The sequence below is a fragment of the Geovibrio sp. ADMFC3 genome (genome assembly GCF_054687035.1).
In genome coordinates this window covers 264963-291921 of the sequence record NZ_BAAFZG010000002.1, presented here as the reverse complement: position 1 = coordinate 291921, position 26959 = coordinate 264963, and the positions used below count along the sequence as shown (strand labels likewise).

Here is a 26959-nt window from a genome sequence, read left to right as displayed (position 1 = left end):
GGGTAATGATGGATCAAAAGAAATATGTGTTTACTTCCGAGTCAGTTACGGAAGGACACCCTGATAAGATAGCAGACCAGATTTCCGATGCCATTCTTGACGCCATGCTCACTGACGATCCAATGAGCAGGGTTGCCTGCGAAACCATGGTTACGACAGGGCTTGTTATAGTTGCCGGAGAAGTCACCACAAGAACCTATGTGGATATTCCCGGAGTGGTCAGAGAAACAGTTAAAGACATAGGGTATACAAGAGCCAAATACGGCTTTGACTACGAAACCTGCGGAGTTATCTCCACTATAGACAAGCAGTCTCCGGATATCGCAATGGGCGTTGACACTGGCGGTGCCGGAGATCAGGGGCTTATGTTCGGTTTCGCATGCGATGAAACCGAGGAGCTTATGCCTCTTCCCATCATGCTTGCCCACAAACTTACTATGCAGCTTTCAAAAGTTCGTAAAAACGAAGTTCTTCCCTACCTCAGACCGGACGGAAAATCTCAGGTTACAATAGAATATGACGGCTACAACCCTGTAAGAGTTGATACTGTGGTTATATCTTCCCAGCATTCAAATGAAATAAAACTGCAAGACCTGAGAGAAGATATTATAGAAAAAGTAATCAGACCTGTTATCCCTGCGGATCTTCTTGATGAAGAACACATAAAATATCATATCAACCCTACCGGAAGATTTGTAATAGGCGGTCCGATGGGTGACTGCGGTCTTACCGGAAGGAAGATTATAGTAGATACATACGGCGGTGCAGGAAGACACGGCGGCGGTGCATTCAGCGGTAAGGATCCGTCCAAAGTGGACAGAAGTGCCGCGTACGCTGCAAGATGGGTTGCGAAAAACATAGTAGCCGGCGGATTTGCTAAAAGATGCGAAATTCAGCTTGCTTACGCAATCGGTGTAGCAGAGCCTGTTTCTGTGAACGTAAATACCTTCGGAACTTCAACAGTGCCTGAATGTGAAATAGAAAAAGCGGTTAAGGCAGTGTTTGATCTCACTCCCAAAGGCATCATGGAATCCCTTGACTTAAGAAAACCAATTTTCAGAAAAACAGCCGCTTACGGTCATTTCGGCAGAAGCGAATTTTCATGGGAAAAGACTGACAAAGTTGATGAACTTAAGAAAATCATAGGCTAACAGCAAATGTTTGCGGACTTTCTGAGAAGGAAAGTCCGTTTTTTCTTTTATGGCATTCCTGCCGTGTATTTTAAGAGGTAAAAATGAGTTTTAGCGATTATAAAATCAGGGATATTTCCCTCGCCGAGTTCGGTAGAAAAGAGATCCAGATTGCGGAGCATGAAATGCCCGGTCTCATGGCTGTCAGAGAAAAGTATGCTGCATCCAAACCATTGAAAAACGTGAGAATTATGGGCTCTCTCCACATGACAGTTCAAACTGCAGTTCTGATAGAAACTCTTGTTGCTCTCGGAGCTGATGTCCGCTGGTGCAGCTGCAATATCTTTTCCACACAGGATCATGCTGCTGCGGCAATAGCGGCTGCGGGTGTTCCTGTTTTTGCATGGAAAGGTGAAACCCTTGAGGAATACTGGTGGTGTACTGATAAGGCGCTGAGATTTCCCGGTGGAAAAGGTCCTGAACTCATTGTTGATGACGGCGGAGATGCCACTCTTATGATCCACCTTGGTTATAAGGGTGAAAAAGAGCCTTCATTTTTTGATAAACAGGTAGATACTGAAGATGAAAAACAGCTTTTCGGGCTGCTTAAAAATATATTTAAGGAAGATTCAACCCGTTGGGCAAGAACTGTTGCAGACTGGAAAGGTGTTTCCGAAGAAACAACAACCGGTGTTCACCGCCTCTATCAAATGCTTGAAAAGGGCGAGCTGCTTGTTCCTGCGATAAATGTGAATGACTCTGTAACAAAATCCAAATTCGACAATCTTTACGGCTGCCGTGAATCTCTTATTGACGGAATTAAGCGTGCAACCGATGTGATGATCGCCGGCAAAGTTGCCGTGGTATGCGGCTATGGTGATGTGGGCAAGGGCTCTGCGCAATCCCTCAGAGGGCAGGGCGCAAGGGTTATTGTAACTGAAATTGACCCTATATGCGCTCTTCAGGCTGCTATGGAAGGTTATGAAGTTACCACTGTCGAGGCTACTCTCGGCAGAGCAGATATCTATGTTACCACTACCGGCAACAGGGATATTATCCGCATTGAGCATATGGAAAAAATGAAAGATCAGGCTATTATCTGCAACATCGGTCACTTTGATAACGAAATTCAGGTTGAAAAGCTTGAAAACTATAAAGGAATTAAGAGACTGAACATTAAACCTCAGGTAGATAAATATACATTCCCTGACGGACATGAAATATTCCTTCTGGCAGAAGGAAGGCTTGTGAACCTCGGCTGCGCTATGGGACATCCCTCATTTGTAATGTCAAACTCATTCGCAAATCAGACCCTTGCCCAGCTTGATCTCTGGGAGAACAGAGAACAATACAAACCTGGTGTATATATGCTTCCGAAAGTCCTTGACGAAGAAGTTGCCAGGCTCCACCTTGAGAAGATCGGCGTTAAGCTCACAACTCTTACAAAAGAACAGGCAGACTATATAGGCGTGCCTGTAGAGGGTCCTTATAAGCCGGGTCACTACAGGTATTAAGGTATAATGGAAAATAATAAAAACGTTCTTATACTGGGTGCGGGTCCTGCGGGACTCAATGCCGCAAAGCTTCTGGCAACGCAGGGATTTCGTGTAACTATTGTTGACAGGGAGATAGGCGGCAACTACTGCCGTTCCGGTAGTGTTATTTCTAACTCACTCCTGTATCAGAGCAAAATATTTGCTAGCTGTTCGGAGAAAATGTCGTCTCTGGTAAGCGGAGATGAATGCTCATCCGTTAATTTTGACTTTAAAAAATCAAGGAAACTAACAGAGCAGTCCGTGACCAGAATACGCAAGGCTCTCAATGAAGATATTGAAAACCTTGACATTCAGTTTGTTTACGGATTTGGTAAATTTGCTTCTGAAAATTCCATGACAGTCACAAGTGTGGATGGTGATGTGGAGATCAAGTTTGATTTCTGCATCATTGCCACCGGTTCGTCTGACATTAACCCCGGTTTAAGCTCTTCTGTAAAACTTCTTACTGTATCAAGCATCAGTGAGCTTGAGAAAGTGCCTTCCAAGATCACCATCCTCGGCGGCGGCTTTGTGGGGTGTGAATTTGCCACTATTTTCAGAAGACTGGGCTCTGCTGTAACTATTATTGAGACAAAAGATGAAATACTCCGTGATATGGATCAGCAGGTTGTCAAAAAACTGGAAGAAAAATTTAAGAAAAGCGGCATAGAAATCCTCAAAAATACAAAGGTTGATAAAGCGGAAAAGGTTGGGAACAAATATATCCTTTTCCTTTCCGGCGGCGTTAAGCTTGAAACTGAGGAAGTTTTTGTAGCTGTAGGCAGGAAGTCCAACATCTGCTGCCTTGATTTGGATAAAGCAGGCATTAAACTTGATGAAAACGGAAACCTGAAGCTCACTAAAAAGATGCGTACGACAAACCCCAATGTTTACGCTGCGGGTGATGCGTCAGGCGGAAACATGCTTGTAAGCTGGGCTTACACCACTTCTGAAATAGCTGCGGATGCCATAATCGGCAACAAAACAGCAAAACCTTGGGAAACGATGCCCAGAGTGCTTTATCTTGATCCTGAGATAGCCAAAGTCGGATCAACTGAAGATGAACTCAAAGACAGCGAAGGCGAATATGCGTGTATAAAATACAACATTACAGACCTTGAAAAAACCCTTATCAGCGGCGCCCAGAAAGGGTATATGAAAGTTGTTTACGACAAAGACTCCAGAAAAATCCTCGGATGCCATGTAATCGGAGACGGTGCAGGGCAGATATGCTCAATGTTTTCGCTTCTGATACAGTCCGGCATCACCATAGATAAGATCTCCGACTATGTTTTCAATCATCCCACATATGCGGAAGTGCTTAATGATATAGCAAGCAAGGTGAAACAGTGATAGCTGTTTACAGTATCCTTTTCTGGATATATCTGGCACTTCTTACCGCTGTGCTTGTTATCATTGGGATACCGTCCATATTCTTTTCAAAGCACCCTTATAAGCTTATGAGCCGGATATGGGCAAAAATGCTCCTTCTGTTTCTCGGTATCAGTGTCAGCACCGAAGGATTGGAGAAACTTGATAAAAACTCTCATTATGTCTTTATGGGCAACCATTTAAGCTATGCGGATATTTTCGTTCTGCTTCATGTGTTCTCTGAAAGACAGTTTCTTTTTATGGCTAAAAAGGAGCTGTTCAAAATTCCTTTTTTCGGCTTTGCCCTCAAAAAAATAGGTATGATCCCAATCGAAAGAGGCGATCATAAAGATGGTTTGAAAAGTTTGCTTAATGCGGCAAAAAAAATCAGCGAAGGCTTTTCGGTTCTGCTTTTTCCCGAAGGAACCAGATCCTCAGACGGCAGACTGGGCAGCTTTAAACGGGGTGCTTTTGTTTTGGCGGGAAGAACAGGCAACAGGATTGCTCCTTTTATAATAAGGGGGACATCTGACGCTGTTCCTAAACATGGTTTCAGAGTTTATCCCTTTAAAAAAGTCCATTTAAAATTTCTTGAACCAATGAATCCCGGCGGTATGAAGGATAAAGAACTCCTTGAACATGTGCGTGGTGTGATGCTGAATGAACTCGGTCAAAAGGATAATCTTAGCACTGGGGAGTAACATTGGCGACAGGGAGCAGAACTTAGTTGATGCTCTTGATGCCATGACTCCGGCTGCCTGTATAGAGAAAGTATCGTCTGTCTACTCCACTGCATCTCTGCTTAGGGACGGACAGGCGGATTACTGCAACATCTGCTGTTCAGGCACAACGGAGCTTACTCCTGATGAGCTTCTTTCTTTTGTTAAAGAGGCAGAAAAAAAGCTTGGCAGAGAAAAATCTGCAAGATGGCAGAGCAGACTGATAGATATAGATATTATCGACTACAACAAAGAATCGTACGATTCAGAGAATCTCGTTATTCCTCACAGAGAGATGACAAACCGCAGCTTTGTTCTTTATCCGCTGAGGGATGTGGATGCCGGTTACATTCACCCGTTAAGCCTTAAAAGTATAGATACTCTTATCAATGAACTTAAAGACGATCTCGACATCACATTAAACGGAGAGTTACCATGGCGGTGATTACAGTTTCAAGACAGTTCGGGTGCGGCGGCGAGTACGTTGCGGAAAAAATTGCGGAAAAACTGGGGTTCAAGTTTTTTCATAAGGAACTTATTAAATATATAGCCATTCTCACTGATACTGATGAGGAGAAGGTTAATAAATTTGACGAAGAACATCACTCAAATTTCCGTTCATTTATGTCCAGCTATTTTGATGCTGATCTGTTCTCAAATGTATTTAAAGATGAAAAAATCGATAAGGTAAATGACATGATCAAAAACGACGAAACACTGTCGTTCTTTGATACCTATGCTGATCAGGAGCCTGTTTTCGACAGTAAAAAGTTCAGCTCAATGGTGGAGCTTATTATAAAGAATCTTGCTTCGGATACCAACTGTGTAATCATGGGGCGGGGCAGCCAGTGTATTCTTGAGGATGAACCTAACTGCCTGCATCTGAGACTTACTGCACCTTTTGAAAGCCGAGTTAATTGGCTGATGGATAAAGAGAGCCTTGAAGAGGCTGCGGCATCTGAGCAGATAAAAGCTATAGAAAAACATAAGAAAAGTTATATAAGACATTATTATAAAAAGGATATTGACGATATTAGTCTGTATCATGCCGTTTTTAACCTGAGTAAGTCATCAAATGAGCAGCTGGCTGATATGATAATTGCCTCTGCGAAATCCTTTCTGAAGTTCTGATACGTGTTTTAAAATTACCGGCAACACAGCCGGAAAGCCTTTACTGTCAAGCTTAAAATCATTGACTGTCTGCGTGATTTGGAATATACCTGTATTCTTATGCGGAGGTTGTTTTGTTCAGCAGAGTCAAAGGATTCAGAGACATATACGGCGAAGAAGCCGTGTATTGGGAAAGAATAGAAAGAATTTTCAAGGAAACTTTTCATACATTCAACTTCAGGGAATTTATTCTTCCTGTGCTTGAACGAGCCGATGTTTTTCATCGTGGAATAGGCGATACAACAGACATAGTCGAAAAAGAGATGTTTGCCTTTAAGGACAGAGACGACACAATGGTGGCGCTCCGCCCTGAAGGGACTGCTTCTCTGGTGCGTGCCTATGTTGAAAACAAGCTCTACAACCCTCCTTCAGTCAAAAAATATTACTACATCGGACCCATGTTCAGAAGGGAACGTCCGCAGAAAGGGCGTTTCCGTCAGTTTTATCAGGCAGGAATAGAGGTATTCGGCGCTGAAGGCGCAGCCGCTGATGCGGAAGTGATATATCTGCTCCGTACCCTTGCAGATAAAGCAGGCATAGGTGATATGGTTACAATGGAGATAAACTCCATAGGCTGTCCTGAGTGCAGACCTGCGTATTATAAAACCCTCGTTGCATACTTTGAGGAGCATAAGGAAAGTCTTTGTGAAGACTGCAAACGCAGACTGGGCAAAAACCCTATGCGTATTCTTGACTGCAAAGTGGAATCGTGCAGAGCAGTGACAAAAAATGCTCCTGTTATGCTTGATTATCTCTGTAATGAATGTGAAAATCATTTTTCGGATGTAAAAAAATACCTCACAGCCTTTGGTGTGGAGTATAATATAAATAAGATGATGGTCAGAGGGCTGGATTATTATGTCCGCACCGCCTTTGAGATGGTCACAAATCATCTCGGCTCGCAGAATGCCGTGGGCGCAGGCGGAAGGTATGACGGACTTATAAAGCTTCTCGGCGGACCTGAAGTGCCCGGAATAGGCTTCGCTTTGGGAATTGACCGTCTGGTGGCTCTTGCCATGCAGAAGGACAATATCAAAGACAAAGGGGCGGATGTTTTCATCATAGCCTTCAAGGATGTTTCGGATGTAAAATGTGCGGAACTGGTAAAGAATTTCAGAGAAAGGTCGATTATAGCTGAGATTGATTACGCTTTCCGTGCCATGAAAAAGCAGATTAAATCGGCGGATTCATCCGGCGCGCGCTTCACCCTGATACTGGGGGATGAAGAAATGGACAGAGGCGAGGTTTCCGTTAAAAATATGGAAACTGGTGAGCAGACCTCTGTTAAGCTCGATGAAGTTGTCGAATATATCCAAAATAAACTGTAAGCAGGAGGACCACTTGGTTTCAAACCTTGGCGACTGGAGACGGACGCACGATTGTAATGCTCTCAGAGCGTCAGATATAGGGAAAAAGGTTACCCTCATGGGGTGGGTTCAGAGAAGAAGAGACCACGGCGGCGTTATTTTTGTGGATCTCAGAGACAGAGAAGGCTTAACACAGATAGTTATGAGCCCTGAACTCAATAAGGCTGTTCATGAAAAAGCTGAAAACCTCAGAAGCGAATTTGTTATAGCTATCAAAGGTGAAGTAGCAGCCAGACCCGAAGGCTCACTTAATGAAAAACTCCCCACAGGCGAAGTGGAAGTGAATGTTGAGGAACTTAAAATCCTCAACACATCTATAGTTCCTCCCTTCATGCTTGATGAATACAGCAATGTTAGTGAAGACGTCAGACTGAAATACCGTTATCTCGACCTCAGAAGACCAGAGCTGAAAAGCAACCTGATCATGAGACACCAGATAACCAAAACTATGAGAGAATTCCTTTATTCCAAAGGATTTATAGATGTTGAAACGCCTTTCCTTACAAAAAGCACACCTGAAGGCGCAAGGGATTATCTTGTACCCAGCAGGGTAAACCCCGGCAAATGTTATGCTCTGCCTCAGTCTCCTCAGATGTTCAAACAGCTTCTGATGATCGCAGGGTTCGAGCGTTACTTCCAGATAGTTAGATGCTTCCGTGATGAAGACCTTCGTGCAGACAGACAGCCCGAATTCACTCAGCTTGATATTGAGATGTCATTCATTGACTCTAAAGATCTCATGGGCATCATGGAAGAGCTTTTCATCACAATCTTCGATCAGGTTCTTGGCGTTAAGCTTGAAAAAGGCTTCCCCACTATGAGCTATGATGAAGCTATGGAAAAATACGGTCATGACGCTCCTGATACTCGTTTTGAGCTTTATCTTAAAACCATAAACGAAACAGTAAAAGGCTGCGGATTTAAAGTGTTTAATGAAGCAGTTGAAAAAAACGGATGTGTTAAAGCTGTAAACGCCATTGGCGCAGGCAAGGCATTTTCCAGAAAAGATATAGATGACCTTACTGATTTCGTTGTTTCACTCGGCGCAGGCGGTCTTGCTTACATCAAAGTTAACGAGGACGGACTTCAGTCACCTATAGTTAAATTCCTCGGCGAAGATGTGGCTGCGGCTGTTGTTAAGGAAATGGACGCCAAACCCGGAGATATTATTTTCTTCGGAGCCGGCGACAAATATACTGTGAATCTCTATATGTCCAAGCTCAGGCTGAAACTCGGCGCAATGCTCGGTCTCATAGACAGAGATAAACACTCCTTCGTATGGGTTCTTGACTTTCCGCTCCTTGAATGGGATGCAGATGGTAAACGCTGGGCGGCTATGCACCATCCGTTCACGTCTCCCCTTGATGAAGATGTGGCTCTGTTTGATACGGATCCGGGTAAAATGCGTGCGAAAGCCTATGACCTCGTACTTAACGGTTCTGAGATCGGCGGTGGAAGTATCAGAATTCACAGAAGCGATGTTCAGGAGAAAATGTTTGCCACCCTCGGTCTCACAGAAGAGGAGAGGGCGTACAAATTCGGTTTCTTCATTGATGCGCTTAAGTACGGCACTCCGCCCCATGGCGGCATTGCCTTCGGCGTGGACAGGGTAGCTACTATCCTTACAAAATCCACATCTATCAGAGATGTAATAGCTTTCCCCAAAACTCAGAAAGCAACATGCCTGATGAGCGACGCCCCAAGTTTCATTGATGATAAACAGCTCAAAGAGCTTTACATGAAATTTGAAGTTGCTGAGAACAAATAGAAGATTTAACTGTCATTGGTTTGACAGACCTTTAGGCTTGTGTTAGCCTTAGAAGGTATTATCTTAATAGATAATTAAGAAAAAGGGAGGATTCCGTATGAAGACCTACAAACTTCTGCTCCTGGTTGTGGTGCTTTCTGCTTTCGCTCTTGCCGGATGCAGCAAACCGCCCGTTCAGGAACTCGATCAGGCCAAGACGGCCATGCAGGCAGCTAAGGATAGCGGAGCCGAGAAGTGCCAGCTCCCCGAATATCTTGAAGCTAAAGCTAAGCTTGAAGCCGCTCAGAAGAAAATGGATGAAGCCGAAAAAGGCGGCAAAAAAGGTGAACTTTACGAATCAGCAAAAGCAGATCTTCTTGCTGCAATAGCTGACTTTGAAAAAGCTAAGGCAAACGCCGATGCTTATAAAGCTACCGATGCTAAAGTTCAGGCTGAGCTTTCCGCTCTCAAAGCTAATATCGACAGATATAAAGAGAACGGTGAAAAATATGACCTTCCGTCATACAAGGCTGCCGTTGATAAGTATAACAAAGCTAAAGAACTTGCAGACAAGTGCAAGGGTGAAGAAGCTCTCGCTCTCATAGCTCAGGCTAACGAAGACCTCAAAAACGCTGAGGAAGAATTTGCCGCTGCTAAAGCTGCTGAGCTTGCCGCTGCTGAAGCTGCAAAAACTGTCGAATCAGAAGCTGTTGCTTCTGAAAAGTACACTGTTGTAAAAGGCGACAACCTTTGGAACATATCTAAAGCTAAGTACATGAACCCCTTTATGTGGCCGATCATCTACTGGGCTAACGAAGCATCTATCAAAGACCCCGACCTTATTTTCCCCGGTCAGGTATTTGATATCATGAAAGATGTTCCCGCTGCTGACAAAGACAAGGCTGAGAAGTTCTCTCGTAACAGAGGACCTTGGTCACTCTTCGATGGCAAATAAGAGCATAAGTTAGAATTATATAAAAAAAGCCGCACTCATAACGGGTGCGGCTTTTTTATTTTCGTTATCCGGATATTTTTCGGTCTAGGTAAACATCTTTATAAATCACGTATCTGTCGGCATAGTCTCGGATGCTTTGTATTTCAGCTTCTGAAAGTTTTTTGACCGCTTTGGCAGGGCTGCCCATAATAAGTGAGCCCGGTTCATAGGTTTTATTAGGTGGTACAAGGCTTCCTGCAGCAACTATACTGTTTTCGCCTATGACGGAATTGTCAAGAATGACCGACCCAATACCTACCAGTACATTGTTTTCTATGGTACATCCATGAAGTGTTACGCTGTGTCCTATGGTTACATAATCTTTGAGAACAGTGGGGTATTTATTTTTAGTAACGTGAATAACGCTCCCATCCTGCACGTTTGTGCATTTGCCTATTTCTATCCGCTCAACATCGCCCCGCAAGACAACATTATACCATATGCTTGAGTCATCCCCCAGAGTGACATCACCGATTATAACCGCATTGTCGGCTATGAATACTTTCTCTCCCTTTGTTGCACCCTTGTTCAGTCTGGCAATCATTCTCTCCACTGCGTAACCTCCTGAAAAGTTATGGAAATATTTTGCAGTTAATATAACATTACGCACAAAAACACGCATCAGTTAAATATATTTGTTACGTAAATATCTTAGGTTTATAGATATTTTTATAATAACACTGTTAATAAATAACTTGACATAAACTTCTCTGTTTAATATATAATAGAAATAGGGATAATTATTAAATCAGATTCAGGGGTTATTAATGGGATACGGAACCAAGCTGAGAGACATCAGAAAAAGACTGGGGCTTACGCTGGAAGATATTTCACAGAAGACGGGGTTTACCAAGAGTTTTATCAGCCAGATTGAAAACGGCAAAAACTCGCCTTCCATAGCTTCTCTTAAAAAAATCTGTTATGCTCTGGGAACTACTATCAGTGAGCTTTTTGAAGATGAACGCAATATAGTTAACACCTTTTCATACGAAGACTATAATGTACTCAAGAACAAAAGCATTACTATGACTTTTCCTGCATCCAAGGTTGTTAACAGAAAACTTGAGCCTATCATAATCGATCTTGAACCTTATTCAGAAACAGGTACGGACAGTTATCACCATGTGGGTGAAGAATTCGGCTATGTGCTTGAAGGAGAGATTGTTGTCGTAATAGGAACAGAAGAATACAAAGTAAAACAGGGCGAATCAATATACTTTAGCTCAAACCTTCCTCATAGGATACGCAACAGGACGGATAAACCTGCTAAAGCTTTCTGGGTTGATACGCCACCGTCATTTTAATAATCACAAATTCTCCATCCATGGGAATTTGTGATACACACTCGCGGGCGGTTTAACCGCCCTTCGTTCGCACGGCGTCGGCACATCCTGTGCCTCTTCAAGTGAATTTTGTCTGTTTCTAATACACGCTTGCGCCGCAGTAAATGCGGCTTCGCTTCACACGGTGCGCTCCCGTCCTTGGGAGCGTTTATAAAGCACTGCATAAATTGTGATACACACTCTCGGGCGGTTTAACCGCCCTTCGTTCGCACGGCGTCGGCACATCCTGTGGTGTTGCTTGGTTCTTAATGTTGCTCATCTTCAAACTGATATTCAAATCAAAAAAGCATACTTTTATCTGCTCAATTTTAACCTTATATATTTTTTCTTGACATATGGTTCATAACTACTTATATGTAGCACAGCTTGGATCCTTCAAAAGACCGAGACTTAACAATTCAATATATCCTCGTTAAGCCTCCCGCTTGCGGATCTTCGCAAAAAAGATATGGGAGCGTGCCTAAGTGAGCAAACACGCTGAAATCAAGAAGATTACTGTCTCTACCATCCGTAATATGAAATCAAAAAATGAAAAAGTGACATGCGTTACAGGATATGATTATACTGCCGCACAGATTCTGGATCAGGCAGGTGTTGACATAGTTCTGGTCGGTGATTCCCTTGGGATGGTGATGAACGGTTATGAAAACACCATCCCTGTCACTCTTGATGAAATGATTTACCACACAAAGGCAGTGAAAAGAGGTCTGACAAGAGCTTTTCTTGTAACTGACCTGCCGTTCGGCACGTATAATGTAAGCACAGAAAAAGCTATCGAAAACGGTGTCCGTGTGATTAAGGAATCCGGCGCTGAGGCTGTAAAGCTTGAAGGCGGTGAAGAGATAGCGCCTCTGGTTGAAAAACTTGTGAAGGCGGGTGTCAATGTTATGGGGCATATAGGTCTTATGCCGCAGTCAGTTCATGTAATGGGCGGATATAAGATTCAGGGTAAAGACGGCGGAGAACAGCTTGTTAAAGATGCTGTTGCTCTGGAAAAAGCCGGTGCTTTCTCAATTGTGGTTGAAGGCGTAGTCGCTGAAACTGCTAAAAAGATAACCGATGCTGTGTCTATCCCGACAATCGGAATCGGCGCAAGTGTAAACTGTGACGGGCAGGTGCTTGTTTATCATGACATGCTCGGATTATTTAATGATTTCACACCAAAATTTGTTAAAAGATATGCTAACCTCAGAGAGGTTGCTGTAAAAGCGGTAGAAAATTATATAGAAGAGGTTAAAAGCTGCGCCTTTCCTGATGAAAAGCACAGTTTTTGAGGTGCTTAGTGAAAATTATAACCAAGATTTCCGAATCAAGAGATGAAATTAATGTTTTCAGATGTGTGGGCAAGAGGATAGGCTTTGTGCCCACAATGGGGTATCTGCATGAAGGGCATTTGAGTCTTGTAAAAAAATGCAGAGAGGAGAATGACATAGTGGTGGTAAGCATTTTTGTGAACCCCACACAGTTTGGCGCAGGGGAAGATTTTGAGCGTTATCCTAAGGATCTTAAAAAAGATGCAGCACTTCTTCAAGGAGCAGGGGTAGATTTTCTGTTTACTCCGTCAGTGGAAGAAATGTACCCCGAAGGCTTCAGCACTGCCATAAGCGTTTCCGGTATAAGTGACGGGCTTTGCGGAAGCTCAAGACCCGGACATTTTGACGGAGTTGCTTTGGTTGTTACCAAACTTCTTAATATAATCATGCCTCATAAGGCATATTTTGGAATGAAAGACTATCAGCAGCTTCAGGTTATCAAACGGTTTGTTGCTGATTTGAATATGAATACAAAAATTATTGGTATGCCGATAATCAGAGAAACAGACGGGCTCGCCTTAAGCTCCAGAAACATTTATCTGAACGCTGATGAAAGAAAGTCCGCCCTCTGCCTTAGCAGATCATTTGCCCTTGTTTATGAAGCTCTTGAAGGCGGCGAAACGGAAGTTTCCGAAGTTAAGACAATCGTTGAAAATTTTATAAAAGATCATCCTCACACACGCATAGATTATGTTCAGTTTGTGGACCCTGAAACTCTTAAGCCTGTAAAGGATCTCACAAAAGACTTTCTGCTTGCTCTTGCTGTTTATGTAGGCAAAGCGAGGCTAATAGATAATAATATCTTTAAGGTGATGTAAATGCTCAGAAATATGTTTAAAGCAAAACTCCACAGAGCCACCGTAACTGATGCAGACCTCAACTATGAAGGCAGTGTCACAATCGACAAGGATCTCCTTGACGCTTCAGGAATTATCGAGTTTGAAAAGGTTGATATCTGGAACATAACAAACGGAGCCCGTTTCTCAACTTATGTGCTTGAAGGGCGCAGAGGAAGCGGAGAAATCTGCCTCAACGGCGCAGCAGCCAGACTTGTTCAGGTTGGAGACAGGGTGATCATAGCTACGTTTGCCATGATGGATGAAAAAGAGCTTGAGGGTTTCAAACCCACTGTTGTTCAGCTTGATGAGCATAATAAAATCGTGGCGAAAGACGGTGTTCTGGTCTAGAAGAACCTCGTTCTTGCCAACAACCCGTTATCCTGTTATTATTTATTTATAAAACGGGCTTAGAGGTTTACACATGGCTGAAATGAGACAAATAGTCAGTCTGATGCTGAGCGGTGAAAAATACGGCATCAATATAATGGATATAGAAGAAATACTCCGCATGATGGATATTACAAAAGTTCCCAAAGCTCCGTCATTTGTGGAAGGGATTATAAATCTGCGTGGTCAGGTTATCCCGATTGTAGATCTTCGCAAGAAGCTCGGTATAGCTGTTCCTGAAGAAAGCGGGCAAACAAGGATTATCAACGTTAATATAAAAGGCAAAAAGATCGGCTTTGTGGTTGACTGCGTTGACGAAGTTTTGCGCCTTGACCCCGAAGTAATTGACAAAGCTCCCGGCGCCTCCACTGGAGTCAACTCCGGCTATATTGACGGAGTAGCCAGAACAAAGCACGGTATGATCATCATTCTTGATGTTCATAAAATATTCAACCCTAACGAAGCAAGCGCTCTCAGCTATTTCTGATGACGGCTCATGGAGCTTGGAAATCTTCGCAAACTCCTTAATTCAATAGGGAAAAACAGGTCGGATTTCGTCAAGAATCCGACCTCATATCTTTTATCAATCGCAGAATATACCGCAAAATTAAGCCCTACACTCTCATCAATTGCCGCAAAAACAGCGGAGAAGGGAAGCCCATCTTTATCAGAGCTGGATGCTGTTGTCCATGAGCTTGCCATGTTTATTGCAGGTTCATCCTCAAACACTAAAGCGGCGGTTTTACTCCAGACTTCTGTTGCCACAGTCAAAGGCATTGGCGGTAAAACAGCGGAAGCACTGGAAAAAGCCGGAATAACAAATATGGAGGATGTGCTTCTCCATTTTCCTTTCCGTTACGAGGCAATAGGTTATGAAGGCAGTGAGAAGGGTGTTCTTACCGGTGTTCTGGAAACTCACGGACCGACATTCACCAGAGGTAAAAAACGTATCTATAAGGCTGTTTTCCGCTCTGAAGCAGGTTTTTTCTCGGCTTTGTGGTTTAATTTTTCCAAATCATACCCCGCATCGGGGCTTACAATCGGCACAAAATATCACCTGTACGGAAATATCGGCCGGATGGACGGCTCATATTCCATTGTCCACCCTGAAATGATCAGCGAGGCGGATATAGGCAAGATCCGTGCTGTCTACAGCCTTCCCACAGCAGTTAATCATAAAACCTATGCTTCCGCAGTGTTCAGAGCTGTGCATGATTATCTGGAATATATGCCGGATACTCTGCCGCTTCGTCTGGCTGATAAATATTCATATCCTGACATACGTTCCGCAGTGAAAACACTGCATTTTCCCGATGATATAAGCCAGCTTGGCAAGCTTCAGACACGGAGTCACCCGGCTTACGAGCGTTTTGTATTTGAAGAGCTTTTTTATCTGCAGCTTGGACTTCTGATGAAAAAGAGAACTTATCAGGAGATCACTGGTATAGCTTTTGATGTTAAAACAGAATATCTCGACGAAATCGGGAACATGATGCCCTTTAAACTTACATCCGCCCAAAAAAGAGTATTGGCGGATATTTTTAATGATATGAAACGCCCGAAACAAATGAACAGACTTATCCAGGGAGACGTGGGAAGCGGAAAAACGATTGTCTGCTTCACTGCTGCCATGATTGCGGTTAAAAACGGATGTCAGGCTGCAATAATTGCTCCTACAGAGGTTTTGGCGGAACAGCATTTCCGCAGTCTGCTTAACTTTCTGAACGGCACAAAATACACCGCAGCGCTCCTCACGGGCTCAACGGCTGATAAGGATAAAAAAGCTTCCAAAGAATTGATAAGGGAAGGGCACATAAATTTTGTGGTGGGAACCCATGCATTGATTCAGGAAGATACAGAATTTGCCTCTCTCGGCTTTGTGGTGATTGATGAACAGCACCGCTTCGGTGTTTTACAGCGTAAGACACTGGTGGAGAAGGGTTATACTCCTGATATACTTCTGATGACAGCAACCCCGATTCCCCGCACTCTTTCTCTTACTTTTTACGGTGATCTTGATATAAGTGTTATTGATGCTATGCCGCCGGGCAGAAAGCCCATTATTACCAAAGCTTTCCCTGAGACTTCCCGTAACAGGATATTTGAGTCGGTTAAGAAAGAGCTGGATAAGGGGCATAAGGCGTATTTCATATATCCGCTGATCGATGCAAGCGATAAACTTGCTCTGAAGGCTGCAACTGAAGGTTTTGAGGAAATAGCCGCATATTTCGGAGAAAATGTAACCGGACTGCTCCATGGTCGCATGAAGGCGGATGAAAAACGTGCTATGATGGACGGGTTTAAGAACGGCAGTCTGAAAGTTCTTGTGTCTACCACTGTAATAGAGGTCGGAGTGGATGTGCCGGATGCCACAGTTATGGTGATAGAAAATGCCGAAAGGTTCGGTCTTTCACAGCTTCATCAGCTAAGAGGCAGAGTGGGCAGGGGAGCGGAACAGTCCTACTGTGTTCTGGTTTATTCAAAACAGATAAGCGAAGACGGAAAAGCACGAATAAAGGCAATGGAACAGCATGCGGACGGTTTTAAGCTAAGTGAGATAGATCTTGAACTTCGTGGTCCAGGAGATTTTTTCGGAACCAGACAGTCAGGTTTGCCACAGTTTCGGTTTTCAAATATCGTAAAAGATGTCAAAATATTACATAGGGCAAGAGCGGAAGCGGAAGAGCTTCTGTCAGAAGATCCTGAATTGGCAAAACCTGTCAATAAAACGGTTCTGGAAGCCCTGAAAACCCGCTGGAAGGACGGAATAGACTTTCTTAACATCGGGTAGACGGTCAGTTTGTCGGACTAATATATAATAGAGAGTTTTTTTTCACCAACTAAAGGAAAGTTTGGTTGTCAGTAATTTATTAACCCATTGCGTTCCCGCTGACGGGAATGCGCCGTGCGCAGCGAGGGTTTGCTTTGCAAACCACAGGCGTGTATAGAAATTAAGGAGGTCACCGATGCAGTTGCCAAAGCTTAGCGAAGAACAGCTCAGGAATATTTCCACTCCTCTGAACCTTCAGAGAGCGGAAAACTATGTCGGTAAATTTATCGAGTGCTCTGTTGAGGGTTCTCTTCTCAAGGGAACAATCAAAGGTAATCACGGTGCTTATGTCACCACCCTCGAAATCAGTTCAGACCCAATCCGGTTTTCATGCGAATGTAATAACTCTAAGGAGGTTTTCTGCAAGCATGCCGCTGCTCTCGGCCTGACTTACATCTACACACCGTGGGTCTTTGCAAGCAGCCGGAAACTGGAAAGGAAAAACATAAAAACTTTTGATGATATTAAATTTTATATTAAAACCACTTCCCTTAAGTCTCTTCTTGATGATGTGCGGGGAAAGAGTGTCAGCTCTTCACAGGTAGCTGATCTTGCGGGTATTTCCATGCAGCAGTTATCCTCCATTGTGAAGGAGGATCTGAACGGGAAAAGCCATGTATTAACCGATCCTATCAAAATAGCCTGCCTGTATCTTCTGTGCAGTCAGAAATAAAGATTAAGCTTAAAAAGCCCCTGTATTTCAGGGGCTTTTTTTTGTATAATTTTTTTGCTTTTCAGGTGTTGTAAAAGAGAAATAATTCTGATATAAAACTCCAATTTTGCCCATATATTTCGGAGGATGAGTTGCCAAGAAGAAACGACATCAAAACCATTCTGGTTATAGGTTCAGGACCCATTGTTATAGGTCAGGCCTGCGAATTTGACTATTCGGGAACACAGGCTGTAAAAGCTCTTAAAGAGGAAGGATATAGAGTTGTACTCATAAACTCCAACCCTGCCACGATTATGACAGACCCCGAAATAGCCGACGCAACGTACATCGAACCTCTTACGGTTGAAGTTCTGGATAAAATCCTCGAAGCGGAGAAGCCCGACGCAATTCTCCCCACTGTGGGCGGACAGACTGCGCTTAATCTTGCCCTTGCTGCTTATGATGCAGGCGTGCTTGATAAGCACAAGGTTGAGCTTATCGGTGCTAATGTACAGGCTATCAGGAAGGCTGAAGACCGTGAGCTTTTTAAAGAAGCTATGGCAAAAATCGGTCTTGATATGCCCAAAAGCGCCATCGTACGCACATATCAGCAGGCAATGGACTGTGTTGACTCCATCGGTTTCCCCGCTATTATCCGCCCCTCATTCACGCTCGGCGGAACAGGCGGAAACGTTGCCTATAATATAGAAGAATATAAAAACTACGTTGAATGGGGGCTCGAAGCCTCACCTGTGCATGAAATACTTGTGGAGGAATCCGCCCTCGGCTGGAAGGAATACGAGCTTGAAGTAATGCGTGATCTCAATGACAACGTGGTTATTATCTGCTCCATAGAAAACTTTGACCCCATGGGTGTACACACGGGAGACAGTATCACAGTTGCTCCGGCGCAGACCCTTACAGATAAAGAATATCAGGAGCTCCGCAACGCCTCCATCAAGGTTATGCGTGAGATAGGGGTGGACACTGGCGGTTCAAATGTTCAGTTCGCTGTGAATCCCGCAAACGGACGCCAGATCATCATCGAAATGAACCCCAGAGTTTCCAGAAGCTCCGCACTTGCTTCAAAGGCAACCGGCTTCCCCATAGCTAAAATAGCCGCCAAGCTTGCTGTTGGCTATACTCTGGATGAAATTCCCAATGATATTACCAAAAAGACTCCCGCTTCCTTTGAGCCCACAATTGATTACTGCGTGGTGAAATTCCCCAGATTTACCTTTGAGAAATTCCCCGGCGCTGATGACAGGCTTACAACGCAGATGAAATCAGTTGGCGAGGTTATGTCCATAGGCAGAACCTTCAAGGAGTCTCTTCAGAAGGCAATAAACTCTCTGGAGACGGGTAAAACCGGCTTTGACGAGGTTTTCCCCACTGAAGAGCTTCATAAGGAGTCTGTCAGGGAAGAGATAGAAAAATACCTCCGCCGCCCCACAGACAAACGCATGTGGTACATAGGCGATGCTTTCAGGGCCGGCTATACGACAGAGGAAATACACGCTATCAGTGCAATTGACCCTTGGTTTCTTGATAATATTCAGGAAATTATCGAGTTTGAAGCAGAACTCAAGGCAAAAGGTTCTCTGAAGGCTGTTGAAGCTGACATGATGGAAAAAGCCAAAAGGCTCGGCTTTTCTGATAAAAGACTCGCTAAACTTCTGAAAACACATGATGATGATGTAAGAAGCTCTCGCCGCAAAGCGGTTTATAAAAGAGTTGATACATGCGCTGCTGAATTTGAATCAAATACGCCTTATCTCTACTCAACCTTTGAGGATGAGTGTGAATCCGAACCCACAGACAGAAAAAAGGTTATAATCCTTGGCGGCGGACCCAACAGAATAGGTCAGGGGATAGAGTTTGACTATTGCTGTGTCCATGCTTCGTTCGCTCTGGAAGAAGCGGGCTATGAGACCATCATGGTTAACTGTAACCCTGAGACTGTCAGTACGGACTATGACACATCTGACAGGCTTTACTTTGAACCGCTCACCAAAGAGCATGTTCTCAACATAGTCGAAAAGGAAAAACCCATTGGTGTTATTGTTCAGTTCGGCGGGCAGACACCCCTTAAACTCGCTGTACCCCTTGAAAAAGCTGGAGTTCCGATTCTCGGAACAAGCCCCGACAGCATTGATATAGCTGAAGACAGAGAGAGATTTAAAGACCTTATAGAGAGGCTGAATATCAAACAGCCGCCCAACGGAATAGCCAAAAACGACCAGCAGGCATTTGAAATAGCCGACAGAATAGGCTACCCGGTAGTTGTGCGCCCATCATATGTACTTGGCGGACGTGCGATGGAGATAGTTTATGAGCGTGAAGCCCTTGTGAACTATATGAAATATGCCGTTGAAGCAAGCGATGATCATCCTGTACTCATTGATAAATTCCTTGAAAACGCCATCGAAGTTGACGTGGATTCTGTCAGTGACGGTGAGAGAGTTGTTATCGGCGGCATCATGCAGCATATTGAAGAAGCCGGAATACACTCCGGTGACTCGGCATGTTCCATACCCGCACGCACCATAAATAAAGATATGCAAGCTAAAATTATCTCTGAAACCAAGAAGTTAGCTACAGAACTTAAAGTAATAGGTCTGATGAATGTTCAGTGGGCGATTAAGGGCGATGAGCTTTATATCCTTGAGGTAAACCCCAGAGCATCCAGAACTGTCCCCTATGTCAGCAAGACAATCGGACGCCCCCTCGCCAAAATCGCAAGTAAGGTGATGGTGGGCATCAAATTAAAAGAGCTGGGTTTCACAGAAGAAATTTACCCTGAATACTATACAGTTAAAGAAGCGGTATTCCCGTTTGTAAAATTTCCCGGAACTGACCTCGTCCTCGGACCCGAAATGAAGTCCACAGGCGAAGTTATGGGGATCGATACCGATTTCGGCATGGCTTTTTACAAGTCACAGCTTGCTGCGGGCAATAAACTTCCCGAAAAAGGAAAAGTCTTTATAAGCGTTAAAGACGCCTGCAAGGACGGCATTCTGGAAGTTGCCAAGAAGTTTGTTCAGCTTGGTTTCACCGTTGTTTCCACCGCAGGAACCTATGATTTCCTTGCCGGACACGGAATAGCGGTCGAGCGCATCAAAAAGGTCAGCGAAGGCAGACCCAATATTGTTGATGCTGTTAAAAACAGGGAGATCAGCTTCTGCCTGAATATTCCTGCGGGAAGGCGCTCAAGGCTTGATTCTGAATCAATCCGCAGAGCTATATTAAGCTACAGCGTTCCCTACGCAACAACTCTTGAAGCGGCGCAGGCTGTTGTGACTGCTATTGAGTCAAAAATCCATAAAGGAATGACAGTTAAACCGATTCAGCAATATTTCGGGAAATAACATGAAAGGAATTATCCTTAAAAACGAAAGACTTAATGATAAATATCGCCTGATGGAAATCGAATCACCGGAGTTTGTTAAAGATGCAAAACCCGGACAGTTTGTCATGGTGAAGACAGGTTTGCAGGATTATCTTGCAGACCCGCTTCTCAGGCGTCCTTTCGGCGTTGTAGATGTGCGTGGTAACACTTTCCGTCTGTTGTATATGCTTGTCGGCAAAGGTACACGCCTTATGACAGAAAGCCTTACTGGCTCTGTTATCGAGTTTTCATCCAGCCTCGGAAACGGCTTTAAGTCTGTTAAGGGAAAAAATGTGGCTCTTGTCGCCGGAGGAGTAGGGATAGCCCCTCTGCTCTGGATAGCAAAACTTCTGAAAGATGACGGATGCACCGTTAGCTTATATTTCGGCGGCAGAAATCAGGAAGACATTGTGCTTGCTGATGAGTTCCGCCCGCATATAGATAACCTTATCATCACCACCGATGACGGCAGCATAGGTGAAAAAGCTCTTGTTACTGCCCCTTTCGGCAGAGATGTAAAAAGCTTTGACCGTGTCTATGCCTGCGGTCCGAAAAGAATGCTTCAGGCCGTCAGCGAAATATGCGTCAGCAGTGATGTCCCGGTGGATGTTTCACTTGATGAACGCATGGCTTGCGGTATGGGCGCCTGCCTCGGCTGCATTATTTATGTTAGAGAAGGTGAGGGCACTGTTCAGAAGCGGTGCTGTGTTGAAGGTCCCGTATTTGACGGCTCAAAAGTTGTCTGGGATTCTGTTTGCAGGGTGGGGTGATATGTCTGGACTGAAAGTAAATATCTGCGGGGTGGAGTTTAAAAACCCTGTTATCACGGCAAGCGGAACTTTCGGCTATGGGCTGGAATACGCACGTTTTATTGACATATCAAGACTTGGCGGAATCTCCGTTAAGGGAATCTCATTCAACGAGGTTCAGGGCAACCCCATGCCCAGAATCATGGAAACCACTTCCGGAATGCTGAACGCTATCGGCTTGCAGAATGTCGGTGTCCACAGGTTTCTCAAGGAAAAACTGCCTCTTTTAAGAAAATACGATACCAGAGTGATCGTAAACTTCTGGGGCAAATCCATTGAGGAATATGTTCAAGTAGCGGAAATACTTGATAATGCTGATATTGACATGCTTGAAATGAATATTTCATGCCCAAATGTGAAAGAGGGCGGAATAGCCTTCGGCTCTGACCCTGCCATGACTGCAAAGGTTGTAGATCAATGCAGAAAGGTCATAAAGAACAAACCTTTACTGGTAAAGCTCTCACCCAATGTCACTGATATTAAGCCTTTTGCAAAAGCATGTGAGGACAACGGTGCGGACGGAATCAGCGCCATAAACACTCTGCTTGGCATGGCTGTGAATATAAATACAAGAAAGCCATATATATCTAATGTTACTGGCGGGTTGAGCGGTCCGGCTATTAAACCTGTTGCTGTGCGCATGGTGCATGAGGTATCAAAGGTCGTTAAAATCCCCATAGTCGGCATGGGCGGTATTATAAAGTGGGAGGATGCGGCAGAGTTTTTCCTCGTTGGTGCATCTGCGGTTCAGGTCGGCACTGCGAACTTTGTTGACCCTGAAATCCCGATCAAAATTATTGACGGACTTGAGAAATACGTCAGTGAGCAGAAGCTCTCAAACATATCAGAACTCACCGGAAAGGTGGATTTAAGCAAATAATCAGAGGCAGCCGCAGGGCTGCCTCTTTTCTATTCAACAAGATTATTTTTAATTAAATAGTTCCTGCCTGCTGGAGTTAATATATGATAACCTGCATCACTTTTGATAATGAATCTTTTATCAATAAGAATATCCAACAAATAAGCAAGGCGTATTGAACTTGTAATTGAAAAAGACATTATCTGTTGTTTAGTTAATCTATTATCTCCAATACGTAATAATATATTGTTAATCTCTTTTATATCTTTTTCTGTAAGTTCAGGAAATTCATTTTGAACCTCTTGATTAGAATTAGTAACTTGTTCTTCTGGCGTATCTTCAACAAAACCATTAATACTTTTTAGTTCAACTTGAGTACTGAGTGATTCAATCTTATTTTTGAGTTCATCTCTTTCTATTATAATATTTTCCAACTCTTGCTTTATTAATGTTATTTCATTATCTTTTCTTTTTAGATCACTAGTGTAATTATCTTCTAATTCCAAATGCTTCATAATAAGCTCTCTTGATTCTTCAACAGTTAATAACCTTTGTTGCTCAATTTCATTCTTAAGTTTATTAATTTCCATCTGGCGTTTTTTGCTAAAACTGTACACATGTTTAGCTGGGTACGGATAAATAAAAATATAAGCTAAAGAGAAAATAAGGGGAATGAATATGAAATATAAAAACCATCCTGAAATAATCCACCAACTATCATATGTTTTAATAATATTATCCATCGCCAGAAATTTTTCTTCAAGAGTCTCACCAAAGATGATGGACATGACAAATCGGTGGTTAACTAAGAGCCATGAAATAATAAAAGCACCACAGAGCGGGCTTACTGTTTTGTCATAAAGATATGCTTTTATTGATTTAACAGCATCATCAAACATTTATTACCTTTTATCTTATATGAAAAATTATCTTATCTGATTATAACATAGATTACCCGATCAAATAAGTTCCTGTTCCGGCGGCGATAAGCACGCCTTCATCATTATGCAGTTTAGCGGTGGAGACGGCTATCTTATTTCCTGCTCTCAGGGTTTCACCTGTTGCTGTGAACGATTTGCCTCTGCCGGGCTGAATATAGTCAATGCGCAGATCAATAGTACCGACTTTGCTGACTCGTTTCATTATCTGGTCTGCTGATTCTGAAGGGTATTTTGACGGAAGGCAGAGCAGGGCAGCTATTCCCGCTGTAACATCCATAACTGAGGCTACAACCCCGCCATGGAGGATACCGTAGTCGAAATTACCTATTAAGTCATTTTTCATATCAAATGTAATGACAGGAGTGAAACTGTCTGTAACTTCCAGCTTCATGCCCAGAAGCTTCTGAAAAGGACTGAGTGTTTCAAATCTTTCTTTAAACCGTGCAATTATTTCATTCATTTCAGCTTCCCCTCAAATAACAGGTGATTATAACAAAAAAGGAGCCCGAAGGCTCCCTTTAATTGCTGAAACGGCTAATTTTCTTAGTATGTCTCAACATCCGGATCTGTGACATCTTCCGGTTTAACCGGGTGTCTGAATATGTAATAAGTCCATATCTGATAGGCTATTACAATAGGAACAAATATCAGCACCACAACAGTCATTATCTTCAGAGTATAGTCACTGGATGATGAGTTGAAGGCGGTAATATTATAAGCATCATTCACTTTTGATGGCAGCAGGTTAGGATAAAGTCCCGCTATGCCTGTAAATACAAATGTGAAAACTGAAACGCATGAAGCAAGAAACGCCTGAAACATTGATTTTTTGTATATTACATAAATATACACTATGCCTGCTGCACATATTATCGGCAGAATAAACAATGCGGGCATTTTAAAGAAGTTGTTAAACAGCGGTGTCGAAAAATAAGTCGCTATAAGGAACATAACCACTGCAAATGCCAGGAGCGGAAGCAGATAAGGCAGGAGGGTTTTCGCTCTTTCTGCGGAGCCGCCTTCCGTCTTCAGACCAATCCATAAAGCACCGTGCGCAAGAAAAAATATTACAAATACTGCGCCGGTAAGCAATCCGTAGGGATTAAGAAGGCTTAATGTCGTTCCGAAATATCCGTATCCATCTATTAAGAGCCCCTGAAAGATATTGCCGAAAGCAACACCGAAAAGAAGAGGGGGAACAAAACTGCTTACGGATATAAGGAAATCCCATGTTTTTTTCCATTTCTCAGAATCAGCTTTGCCTCTGAATTCAAAAGACACACCTCTGACAATAAGCCCGAAAAGGATTATAAGAAGCGGGGTGTAAAACCAGCTGAACATATAAGCATATGTTGCGGGAAAAGCAGCAAATGTTGCTCCGCCTGCGGTAACAAGCCATACCTCATTTCCGTCCCATACCGGACCCAGAGAATTAATTATCTGCCTGCGCTCCATATCTGTTCTGCCTATGAAAGGGTGGAGCATGCCTGCACCGAAATCAAATCCATCCAGCATGAAATAAACAGCCCAGAGTAGTCCCCATAAACCAAACCATAATGACTGGAGCATGTTACACCGCCTCTATTGTTCTATGGATTTCTTTTTCAGGTCCTTTTTTGGAGAATTTAAATAAAAGGTAGAAGTCTATTATCATAAGTGTCCCATAGAAAATGAAAAAACCTGCAAGTGACATTGCCACCTGCTGAGGAGTAATGTTCATGGAAACGCCGTCTTCAGTACGCATCAGACCATAAACTATCCATGGCTGACGTCCGACCTCTGCCACTATCCAGCCAAGCTGTGCAGCAATATATGGCAGCGGTATGCAATAGAGAAGGGTGCGGAGAAGCCATGTTTTATTCTCAACACTGTTTTTGCGGGAATAGTATATTACTGCTGCCGCAAGAATTATGAATAATCCGCCCAAAAAGACCATAAGGCGGAATCCGATAAATACCGGTGTAACAGGCGGACGATCCTTCACGGGTATGTCACGGAGTCCTGTTACTTCTGCATTCCATTCTTTAAATGCCATAAAACTTGCCAGTTTCGGTATTGAGCCTATTTCAATTGAATTACGCTCATTTTCCTCATCCGGTACAGCAAAAAGAACTATCGGCGCTCCTTTTTCCGTTTCCCAGATAGATTCCATTGCTGCAAATTTTGACGGCTGAGTTTTAGCAACTTCCGCAGCGTGGAAATCTCCTATACCCGCAACTGCCAGAGATGAAAAAAGTCCGAATATGGCGGCAATTTTTATAGATTTTTTGAAAACTGCAATTTCGTTCTTTTTCATCAGATGGTAGGCCGAAACACCCATTACGAAGAATGCTCCTATTACCCATCCGCTTGTTACAGTATGGAAAAATTTAAGCCATGCGTAAGGAGATAGGATAACCGCAGTGAAATCTGTCAGCTCTGCTCTTCCGTTTGTTAGTGTATAGCCCACCGGATGCTGCATCCAGCCGTTTGCTATAAGAATCCATAGTGCGGAAAGATTAGAGCCGAGAGCTACCATCCATATTGAGAAAAGATGGACTCTTTTTGATACCTTTTTCCAGCCGAAAATCCATATTCCAAGGAAAACAGATTCGAGGAAAAAAGCAACTGTAGCTTCGATAGCGAGTGGTGCGCCAAAAATATCTCCGACATATTTTGAATATTCGGCCCAGTTCATACCGAACTGAAACTCAAGAGTTATCCCTGTGACAACTCCGATTGCGAAGTTTATCAGGAATAGTTTGCCCCAGAATTTTGTCATTCTGAGATAGTCACGATCACCCGTTCTGACATATACCGTCTGCATAAAGGCGATAAGAACTACCAGCCCAAGAGTGAGGGGAACAAAGATAAAGTGGAATCCGGCAGTTACGGCAAATTGGATTCGTGACAGCATCAAGGCATCCATAGCCAAAACCTCCTATTATTAAGATATATAATCGGTGTACTCATGCAGAACCTGCAACCAATACAGAGTGGTGCATACAAATAAGAATAGCACTTTAAATATGGGCTGCAATAAAAATATTCAATAAAATCAATCATATAAGATAACTATGATTAAGAAGAGTATTTTAATGCAAAATTAAATTTTATCTACTAAAAGATAAAAAAAGGATATAATAAAGAGCAAATGCTATATATTATTCCATGCTAAAGATTTTACAAATACTATTGAAAGCATGCAGGTTGCCAAAATGCCTTGTGCGATGATTTTTGCGAGCAGTAAAGGTCTTTGGCTGTGCTTTTTATTTAAATCCTCTTAGAACCCAAAATAGAGCCCTGTATTTTTGACATCTAATTGCTGTTTTCTAATTCTGTAGATCGAGTTAGATTTATCTGGCAGGGGACAAGGATTTCTATTTTAAAAACGTCTGATAAGATATATTATGTTAAACAGAATAGCGGCAACAGGCAGGATTAAAGGGATTATAAGATGATTTGATGATTTTGAGCTATTTCAGGTTTTTCCTGCTTATTCAAAAAAAACAGTAATGCTGGATGTCAGAAATAAAAACAGCGCTCCCCTTTAATGAAAAAACGGCAGCATATTTTGCTTTTTAAG

The 26959-nt window shown here is 43.2% G+C and carries 24 protein-coding genes; 19 read left to right on the top strand and 5 right to left on the bottom strand.

Translation table 11 applies throughout. The annotated features are described in order from the left end of the window. The first annotated feature begins 8 nt into the window (after positions 1–8). From metK to ACYRYY_RS01570, 9 genes are all read left to right on the top strand, one after another. Positions 9–1151, top strand: coding sequence for a methionine adenosyltransferase (gene metK, locus ACYRYY_RS01610; protein WP_460216445.1), 1143 nt, complete (start codon positions 9–11; stop codon positions 1149–1151). 83 nt (positions 1152–1234) lie between these two features. Further along, complete coding sequence (gene ahcY, locus ACYRYY_RS01605) at positions 1235–2644, top strand: adenosylhomocysteinase (RefSeq protein ID WP_460213742.1); 1410 nt, start codon at positions 1235–1237, stop codon at positions 2642–2644. A 6-nt stretch (positions 2645–2650) separates the two neighbouring features. Further along, positions 2651–4018 carry a dihydrolipoyl dehydrogenase family protein gene (locus ACYRYY_RS01600; RefSeq protein WP_460213741.1) on the top strand — a complete coding sequence of 456 codons (1368 nt, stop codon included), beginning with the start codon at positions 2651–2653 and terminating at the stop codon, positions 4016–4018. Next, complete coding sequence (locus ACYRYY_RS01595) at positions 4015–4737, top strand: lysophospholipid acyltransferase family protein (RefSeq protein WP_460213740.1); 723 nt, start codon at positions 4015–4017, stop codon at positions 4735–4737. Before ACYRYY_RS01600 ends, ACYRYY_RS01595 begins: the two co-directional genes overlap by 4 nt. Continuing rightward, positions 4697–5200: a 2-amino-4-hydroxy-6-hydroxymethyldihydropteridine diphosphokinase gene (folK, locus tag ACYRYY_RS01590; RefSeq protein WP_460213739.1), complete on the top strand. Its 504-nt coding sequence runs from the start codon at positions 4697–4699 to the stop codon at positions 5198–5200. Before ACYRYY_RS01595 ends, folK begins: the two co-directional genes overlap by 41 nt. After that, positions 5191–5886 carry a cytidylate kinase-like family protein gene (locus ACYRYY_RS01585; RefSeq protein ID WP_460213738.1) on the top strand — a complete coding sequence of 232 codons (696 nt, stop codon included), beginning with the start codon at positions 5191–5193 and terminating at the stop codon, positions 5884–5886. Before folK ends, ACYRYY_RS01585 begins: the two co-directional genes overlap by 10 nt. 113 nt (positions 5887–5999) lie before the next feature. Beyond that, complete coding sequence (gene hisS / locus ACYRYY_RS01580; protein WP_460213737.1) at positions 6000–7253, top strand: histidine--tRNA ligase; 1254 nt, start codon at positions 6000–6002, stop codon at positions 7251–7253. Positions 7254–7266: 13 nt separating this feature from the next. After that, the gene (gene aspS / locus ACYRYY_RS01575; protein WP_460213736.1) at positions 7267–9060 is read left to right on the top strand and encodes an aspartate--tRNA ligase; all 1794 of its coding nucleotides are present in this window, start codon (positions 7267–7269) and stop codon (positions 9058–9060) included. A gap of 97 nt (positions 9061–9157) precedes the next feature. Further along, the gene (locus ACYRYY_RS01570; RefSeq protein ID WP_460213735.1) at positions 9158–9994 is read left to right on the top strand and encodes a LysM peptidoglycan-binding domain-containing protein; all 837 of its coding nucleotides are present in this window, start codon (positions 9158–9160) and stop codon (positions 9992–9994) included. A 64-nt stretch (positions 9995–10058) separates the two neighbouring features. Here ACYRYY_RS01570 and ACYRYY_RS01565 read toward each other — a convergent pair whose 3' ends face one another. Then, the gene (locus tag ACYRYY_RS01565; protein ID WP_460216444.1) at positions 10059–10577 is read right to left on the bottom strand and encodes a gamma carbonic anhydrase family protein; all 519 of its coding nucleotides are present in this window, start codon (positions 10575–10577) and stop codon (positions 10059–10061) included. Between the two features lie 223 nt (positions 10578–10800). On the opposite strand from ACYRYY_RS01565, the gene ACYRYY_RS01560 reads away from it, so the two are divergent. From ACYRYY_RS01560 to ACYRYY_RS01515, 10 genes are all read left to right on the top strand, one after another. Continuing rightward, positions 10801–11337, top strand: a complete 537-nt coding sequence (locus tag ACYRYY_RS01560; protein WP_460213734.1) for a cupin domain-containing protein — start codon at positions 10801–10803, stop codon at positions 11335–11337. 503 nt (positions 11338–11840) lie between these two features. Continuing rightward, positions 11841–12650 (top strand): 3-methyl-2-oxobutanoate hydroxymethyltransferase, encoded by an 810-nt coding sequence (gene panB / locus ACYRYY_RS01555; protein ID WP_460213733.1) that lies wholly within the window; start codon positions 11841–11843, stop codon positions 12648–12650. An 8-nt stretch (positions 12651–12658) separates the two neighbouring features. Further along, positions 12659–13507 carry a pantoate--beta-alanine ligase gene (gene panC, locus ACYRYY_RS01550; RefSeq protein WP_460213732.1) on the top strand — a complete coding sequence of 283 codons (849 nt, stop codon included), beginning with the start codon at positions 12659–12661 and terminating at the stop codon, positions 13505–13507. Continuing rightward, positions 13508–13876, top strand: a complete 369-nt coding sequence (gene panD / locus ACYRYY_RS01545; RefSeq protein ID WP_460213731.1) for an aspartate 1-decarboxylase — start codon at positions 13508–13510, stop codon at positions 13874–13876. It begins immediately after the preceding gene. A 73-nt stretch (positions 13877–13949) separates the two neighbouring features. Further along, a complete protein-coding gene (locus tag ACYRYY_RS01540) occupies positions 13950–14402 on the top strand; it encodes a chemotaxis protein CheW (RefSeq protein WP_460213730.1) in 453 nt (150 codons plus the stop codon). Between the two features lie 9 nt (positions 14403–14411). Next, positions 14412–16706: an ATP-dependent DNA helicase RecG gene (gene recG / locus ACYRYY_RS01535; RefSeq protein ID WP_460213729.1), complete on the top strand. Its 2295-nt coding sequence runs from the start codon at positions 14412–14414 to the stop codon at positions 16704–16706. Positions 16707–16881: 175 nt separating this feature from the next. Beyond that, complete coding sequence (locus tag ACYRYY_RS01530) at positions 16882–17418, top strand: SWIM zinc finger family protein (protein ID WP_460213728.1); 537 nt, start codon at positions 16882–16884, stop codon at positions 17416–17418. Positions 17419–17549: 131 nt separating this feature from the next. Continuing rightward, positions 17550–20765 (top strand): carbamoyl-phosphate synthase large subunit, encoded by a 3216-nt coding sequence (gene carB, locus ACYRYY_RS01525; protein WP_460213727.1) that lies wholly within the window; start codon positions 17550–17552, stop codon positions 20763–20765. Between the two features lies 1 nt (position 20766). After that, a complete protein-coding gene (locus ACYRYY_RS01520; protein ID WP_460213726.1) occupies positions 20767–21555 on the top strand; it encodes a dihydroorotate dehydrogenase electron transfer subunit in 789 nt (262 codons plus the stop codon). A 1-nt stretch (position 21556) separates the two neighbouring features. Continuing rightward, positions 21557–22474 (top strand): dihydroorotate dehydrogenase, encoded by a 918-nt coding sequence (locus ACYRYY_RS01515; RefSeq protein WP_460213725.1) that lies wholly within the window; start codon positions 21557–21559, stop codon positions 22472–22474. 29 nt (positions 22475–22503) lie between these two features. Here the strand turns inward: ACYRYY_RS01515 and ACYRYY_RS01510 are convergent, their stop codons facing one another. From ACYRYY_RS01510 to ACYRYY_RS01495, 4 genes are all read right to left on the bottom strand, one after another. Next, on the bottom strand, positions 22504–23352 hold the full coding sequence (locus tag ACYRYY_RS01510) for a hypothetical protein (RefSeq protein ID WP_460213724.1): 849 nt from the start codon (positions 23350–23352) through the stop codon (positions 22504–22506). 52 nt (positions 23353–23404) lie between these two features. Next, a complete protein-coding gene (locus tag ACYRYY_RS01505) occupies positions 23405–23854 on the bottom strand; it encodes a thioesterase family protein (RefSeq protein WP_460213723.1) in 450 nt (149 codons plus the stop codon). Between the two features lie 83 nt (positions 23855–23937). Further along, a complete protein-coding gene (gene cydB / locus ACYRYY_RS01500) occupies positions 23938–24963 on the bottom strand; it encodes a cytochrome d ubiquinol oxidase subunit II (protein ID WP_460213722.1) in 1026 nt (341 codons plus the stop codon). A 1-nt stretch (position 24964) separates the two neighbouring features. Next, complete coding sequence (locus ACYRYY_RS01495) at positions 24965–26302, bottom strand: cytochrome ubiquinol oxidase subunit I (RefSeq protein ID WP_460213721.1); 1338 nt, start codon at positions 26300–26302, stop codon at positions 24965–24967. Between the last annotated feature and the right edge of the window lie 657 nt (positions 26303–26959).